General features: G+C 42.0%; 7 protein-coding genes. All 7 read left to right on the top strand.

All coding sequences use genetic code 11. From position 1 onward, the window contains the following. Positions 1-70 precede the first annotated feature (70 nt). The 7 genes from trmFO (at position 71) to HMPREF2655_RS02825 (ending at position 5,601) form a co-directional block, all read left to right on the top strand. Complete coding sequence (gene trmFO / locus HMPREF2655_RS02795) at positions 71-1,405, top strand: methylenetetrahydrofolate--tRNA-(uracil(54)-C(5))-methyltransferase (FADH(2)-oxidizing) TrmFO (protein ID WP_049500755.1); 1,335 nt, start codon at positions 71-73, stop codon at positions 1,403-1,405. Positions 1,406-1,488: 83 nt separating this feature from the next. After that, a complete protein-coding gene (pyrH, locus tag HMPREF2655_RS02800) occupies positions 1,489-2,226 on the top strand; it encodes a UMP kinase (RefSeq protein ID WP_070837504.1) in 738 nt (245 codons plus the stop codon). A gap of 7 nt (positions 2,227-2,233) precedes the next feature. Beyond that, positions 2,234-2,791, top strand: a complete 558-nt coding sequence (gene frr / locus HMPREF2655_RS02805) for a ribosome recycling factor (RefSeq protein ID WP_049501375.1) — start codon at positions 2,234-2,236, stop codon at positions 2,789-2,791. A 59-nt stretch (positions 2,792-2,850) separates the two neighbouring features. Continuing rightward, positions 2,851-3,705 (top strand): RNA-binding virulence regulatory protein CvfB, encoded by an 855-nt coding sequence (cvfB, locus tag HMPREF2655_RS02810; protein ID WP_070837505.1) that lies wholly within the window; start codon positions 2,851-2,853, stop codon positions 3,703-3,705. 11 nt (positions 3,706-3,716) lie between these two features. Beyond that, on the top strand, positions 3,717-4,295 hold the full coding sequence (locus HMPREF2655_RS02815) for a GrpB family protein (RefSeq protein ID WP_025171554.1): 579 nt from the start codon (positions 3,717-3,719) through the stop codon (positions 4,293-4,295). Between the two features lie 23 nt (positions 4,296-4,318). Further along, entirely contained in the window at positions 4,319-4,534 is a 216-nt protein-coding gene (locus HMPREF2655_RS02820) for a YozE family protein (protein WP_001232084.1), read from the top strand. A gap of 80 nt (positions 4,535-4,614) precedes the next feature. Next, positions 4,615-5,601: a PhoH family protein gene (locus tag HMPREF2655_RS02825; RefSeq protein ID WP_049550008.1), complete on the top strand. Its 987-nt coding sequence runs from the start codon at positions 4,615-4,617 to the stop codon at positions 5,599-5,601. The last annotated feature ends 399 nt before the right edge of the window (positions 5,602-6,000 follow it).

The raw sequence follows: 6,000 nt of genomic DNA on the forward strand, positions 1-6,000 counted from the left end.
GTGGGTGTCAAATAGTCTAGTAGCTTGTTTTTATTTGGACTTAGTTTCCACCCAAAGAGGTATTAGTGTCGTGTCTCAATCTTATATCAATGTTATCGGAGCAGGTTTGGCAGGGTCTGAAGCAGCCTACCAAATCGCAGAACGTGGTATTCCAGTTAAACTCTATGAAATGCGTGGGGTCAAGTCAACTCCTCAGCACAAAACAGACAATTTTGCTGAGTTAGTTTGTTCCAATTCCTTACGTGGGGATGCCCTGACAAATGCTGTCGGGCTCCTCAAGGAAGAAATGCGTCGCTTGGGTTCTGTTATCTTGGAATCAGCAGAAGCTACACGTGTTCCTGCAGGCGGAGCCCTTGCGGTGGACCGTGATGGTTTCTCTCAAATGGTGACTGAAAAAGTGGCCAATCATCCCTTGATTGAAGTGGTTCGTGATGAAATTACAGAATTGCCAACTGACGTTATTACTGTGGTCGCTACTGGTCCTTTGACTAGTGATGCCTTAGCTGAAAAGATTCATGCCCTTAATGATGGGGATGGATTCTATTTCTACGATGCGGCGGCGCCGATTATCGACGTTAACACCATTGATATGAGCAAGGTCTATCTCAAGTCTCGTTATGATAAGGGAGAAGCAGCCTACCTCAACGCTCCAATGACCAAACAAGAGTTTATGGATTTCCATGAAGCCTTGGTCAATGCGGAAGAAGCACCGCTGAATTCCTTCGAAAAAGAAAAGTACTTTGAAGGTTGTATGCCTATCGAAGTCATGGCTAAGCGTGGCATTAAAACCATGCTTTATGGTCCTATGAAACCAGTTGGTTTGGAGTACCCAGAGGACTACACAGGACCTCGCGATGGGGAGTTCAAAACACCGTATGCAGTTGTCCAGCTTCGTCAGGATAATGCGGCTGGTAGCCTCTACAATATCGTCGGTTTCCAGACCCACCTCAAATGGGGAGAACAAAAGCGTGTCTTCCAAATGATTCCAGGTCTTGAAAATGCGGAGTTTGTTCGCTATGGGGTCATGCACCGCAATTCTTACATGGATTCACCAAATCTTCTGGAGCAGACCTATCGTTCTAAGAAACAGCCAAACCTTTTCTTTGCTGGTCAAATGACGGGTGTAGAAGGCTATGTTGAGTCAGCAGCTTCAGGCTTGGTTGCAGGTATTAACGCAGCTCGTCTCTTTAAGGGTGAAAGTGAAGCTATCTTCCCAGAGACCACAGCGATTGGAAGTCTAGCTCATTACATCACTCATGCGGACAGCAAACATTTCCAACCAATGAATGTCAATTTTGGGATTATCAAGGAATTGGAAGGCGAGCGTATCCGTGATAAAAAAGCTCGTTATGAAAAAATTGCAGAGCGTGCTCTTACCGACTTAGAGGAATTTTTAACGGTTTAATTTTTTTCAAAGAATTGCTCATGATACTATAAAAATCTTAGAAATTGTGATAAAATAGGTAGGATAAAAAAAGGAGAGTAAAAATGGCGAATCCCAAGTATAAACGTATTTTAATCAAGTTATCAGGTGAAGCCCTTGCCGGTGAACGTGGCGTAGGGATTGATATCCAAACAGTTCAAACAATCGCAAAAGAGATTCAAGAAGTTCATAGCTTAGGTATCAAAATTGCCCTTGTTATTGGTGGAGGAAATCTCTGGCGCGGAGAACCTGCTGCAGAAGCTGGCATGGACCGCGTTCAGGCTGATTACACTGGAATGCTTGGGACCGTGATGAATGCTCTTGTGATGGCAGATTCATTGCAACAAGTTGGTGTCGATACGCGTGTACAAACAGCCATTGCTATGCAACAAGTGGCAGAACCTTACGTACGTGGACGTGCCCTTCGCCACCTTGAAAAAGGCCGTATCGTTATCTTTGGTGCTGGTATTGGTTCACCTTACTTCTCAACAGATACAACAGCAGCCCTTCGTGCAGCTGAAATCGAAGCGGATGCCATTCTTATGGCTAAAAATGGCGTAGATGGTGTTTACAATGCCGATCCTAAGAAAGACAAGACAGCTGTTAAGTTTGAAGAATTGACCCACCGTGACGTTATCAACAAAGGTCTTCGTATCATGGACTCAACAGCTTCAACCCTCTCTATGGACAACGACATTGACTTGGTTGTCTTTAACATGAACCAACCAGGCAACATCAAACGTGTCGTATTTGGTGAAAATATCGGAACAACAGTTTCAAATAATATCGAAGAAAAGGAATAAGAAAATTATGGCTAATGCAATTATAGAAAAAGCTAAAGAGAGAATGACCCAGTCTCACCAATCACTTGCTCGTGAATTTGGTGGTATCCGTGCCGGTCGTGCCAACGCAAGCTTGCTAGACCGTATCCACGTAGAATACTATGGAGTCGAAACTCCTCTTAACCAAATCGCTTCTATTACTATTCCAGAAGCGCGTGTTTTGTTGGTAACACCATTTGACAAGTCTTCATTGAAAGACATCGAACGTGCCTTGAACGCTTCTGACCTTGGTATTACACCAGCTAATGACGGTTCTGTGATCCGCTTGGTTATCCCAGCTCTTACAGAGGAAACTCGTCGTGACCTTGCTAAAGAAGTGAAGAAGGTCGGTGAGAATGCTAAAGTGGCTGTCCGCAATATCCGTCGCGATGCTATGGATGAAGCTAAGAAACAAGAAAAAGCAAAAGAAATCACTGAAGACGAATTGAAGACTCTTGAAAAAGATATTCAAAAAGTAACAGACGATGCTGTGAATCACATCGATGACATGACTGCCAATAAAGAAAAAGAACTTTTGGAAGTCTAAAAATAAACAGAAAAACTCAGTTGGCATTGCTGGCTGAGTTTTATTCGAAAGAAGGAACTATGAATACAAATCTTGCAAGTTTTATCGTTGGACTTATCATCGATGAAAATGACCGTTTTTACTTTGTGCAAAAGGATGGTCAAACCTATGCACTTGCCAAGGAAGAAGGTCAACACACGGTAGGGGATACGGTCAAAGGTTTTGCCTATACAGATATGAAGCAAAAACTCCGCTTGACCACTCTAGAAGTGACTGCCACTCAGGACCAATTTGGTTGGGGAACCGTAACAGAAGTTCGTAAAGACTTGGGTGTCTTTGTGGATACAGGTCTACCTGACAAGGAAATCGTTGTGTCACTCGATATCCTCCCTGAGTTCAAGGAACTCTGGCCTAAGAAGGGTGACAAACTCTACATCCGCCTTGAAGTGGACAAGAAAGACCGAATCTGGGGACTCTTGGCTTATCAAGAAGACTTCCAACGTCTGGCTCGTCCTGCCTACAACAATATGCAGAACCAAAACTGGCCAGCCATTGTTTACCGCCTCAAGCTGTCAGGGACCTTTGTCTATCTGCCAGAGAATAACATGCTTGGTTTCATTCACCCAAGTGAGCGCTATGCAGAGCCACGTTTAGGGCAAGTGTTAGATGCGCGTGTCATTGGTTTCCGAGAGGTTGACCGCACTCTTAATCTTTCTCTCAAACCGCGTTCTTTTGAGATGTTGGAAAATGATGCACAAATGATTCTGACTTACTTGGAAAGCAATGGCGGTTTCATGACTTTAAATGATAAGTCATCTCCTGATGATATCAAAGCAACCTTTGGTATTTCTAAAGGTCAGTTCAAGAAAGCACTCGGTGGCTTGATGAAGGCTGGCAAAATCAAGCAAGATCAGTTTGGGACAGAGTTGATTTAGGCCTTATAGACATGATAAAGAAACTTGAAGAAATGAGTTTAGAGGAACTCTGGCAACTTTTTCCGATTTTTTTAGTAGAGCACAAGCCAGAGTGGAAAGACTGGTATGAATCGGAAAAAGCAAATCTGAAAAAAATATTGGGTGCAAATGTTATTAAAAGAATAGAACATATCGGTAGCACTGCTATCCCTAATATTTGGGCCAAAAATATCGTTGATATTCTGTTAGAAGTAGGTAAAATAGAGGATTTAGCAAGAGTTAGGGATTTATTGGTGAAGAATGGGTGGCTAGTGATGTCGGAGAGTCCTAACAGGATTTCGCTAAATAAAGGATATACAGAGCAGGGATTTGCTGAGAAAGTTTTTCATTTACATTTGCGAATGACGGGAGATCATGACGAGATTTATTTTAGAGATTATCTCTGCCAGCATCCAGATATTGCCCAAGCGTATCAGGAATTAAAACTAAGTTTGTGGAAAAAATTTGAACACAATCGAGACGCCTATACAGATGCTAAAACAGATTTTATAAACCACTACGTTTCAGAGGCTAAGTCCAGTAATTTTCAAGAATCAGAAAAGTGTCATTAAAAAACTCTTGATAGGAGAAAGAATTGAGAAAATCATTTTACACTTGGCTCATGACCGAGCGCAATCCTAAAAGTAATAGCCCTAAAGCCATCTTGGCAGACCTCGCTTTTGAAGAGTCAGCTTTTCCAAAACATACAGATGATTTTGATGAGGTGAGTCGCTTTCTGGAGGAGCATGCCAGTTTCTCTTTTAACCTAGGTGACTTTGACGCTATCTGGCAAGAATACTTAGAACACTAGAGACAATGAGATGAGGCTAGTATTTTATTGTTCTCTTTGCTATAATATAAAGAAATAAACGGATTAGAGAGGTTCTTTATTTGAAGGAACATTCAATAGACATTCAACTAAGTCACCCAGATGACTTGTTCCATCTTTTTGGTTCCAATGAGCGCCATCTTCGTTTGATGGAAGAAGAGCTCGATGTGGTGATTCATGCCCGTACGGAGATTGTGCAGGTTTTGGGAGAAGAAGCTGCCTGTGAGGAAGCCCGTCAGGTTATTCAGGCTTTGATGGTCTTGGTAAATCGTGGAATGACCGTTGGCACGCCAGATGTGGTGACTGCGATTAGCATGGTCAAAAACGATGAAATTGACAAGTTTGTCGCCCTTTACGAAGAAGAAATTATCAAGGATAATACTGGGAAGCCTATCCGTGTCAAAACCTTGGGTCAAAAGCTTTATGTGGACAGTGTCAAACAGCATGATGTGACCTTTGGAATCGGACCTGCAGGGACAGGGAAGACCTTTCTTGCAGTGACTTTGGCAGTAACTGCCCTTAAACGTGGGCAAGTCAAGCGGATTATCCTTACTCGTCCGGCAGTGGAAGCAGGCGAGAGTCTAGGATTTCTTCCGGGTGATCTTAAGGAGAAGGTCGATCCTTATCTTCGACCAGTTTATGATGCCTTGTATCAGATTCTCGGGAAAGACCAAACGACCCGTCTCATGGAGCGTGAAATTATCGAAATCGCGCCCCTCGCCTACATGCGTGGACGGACCTTGGATGATGCCTTTGTCATTCTCGATGAGGCGCAAAATACGACTATCATGCAGATGAAGATGTTCTTGACTCGTTTAGGCTTTAATTCGAAGATGATTGTCAATGGGGATATCAGTCAGATTGACCTGCCACGTAATGTTAAGTCCGGTTTGATTGATGCTCAAGAAAAGCTCAAGAACATTCACCAAATCGACTTTGTTCATTTTTCAGCTAAGGATGTGGTTCGCCATCCGGTTGTCGCTCAGATTATTCGAGCTTATGAACCCGCTCCAGTTAAGGTTGAAGAAAAGAACCAAGAGACAGAATAGCAAAAAAGAGCAGTTCAGATGCGAACTGCTTTTAAGTTGCCCTGTATAAAAAGTTGTATGGCTAATTTATTATATACAGAATAATGATGATTCTAATCTGATGTTGGTAAAATTCTAGAAATATTAGTGCTGAAACCTCCACATTTAAGTTAACTTATTATAAATTTTATTTTTTCTTAATTTCCTTAGCAATTAATAGGAAAAATTACGATAAATTTTATTGAAATAAAGATTTCAAAATGATAAAATGATATTTGGGTTAGAGTGGGCTTATGTCCAAAATTTGAAAGTACCTAACTCGCTTTCACATCTTAATAGAAAGGAGATATTATGAAAAAAGACAAGTGGTGGCTTCCATTTTTAGCAGTAGGAGTCATCATAGCTTTAGCGGTGGGTTTA

The organism is Streptococcus sp. HMSC066F01 (assembly GCF_001837335.1).
Taxonomy (GTDB): Bacteria; Bacillota; Bacilli; order Lactobacillales; family Streptococcaceae; genus Streptococcus; species Streptococcus oralis_S.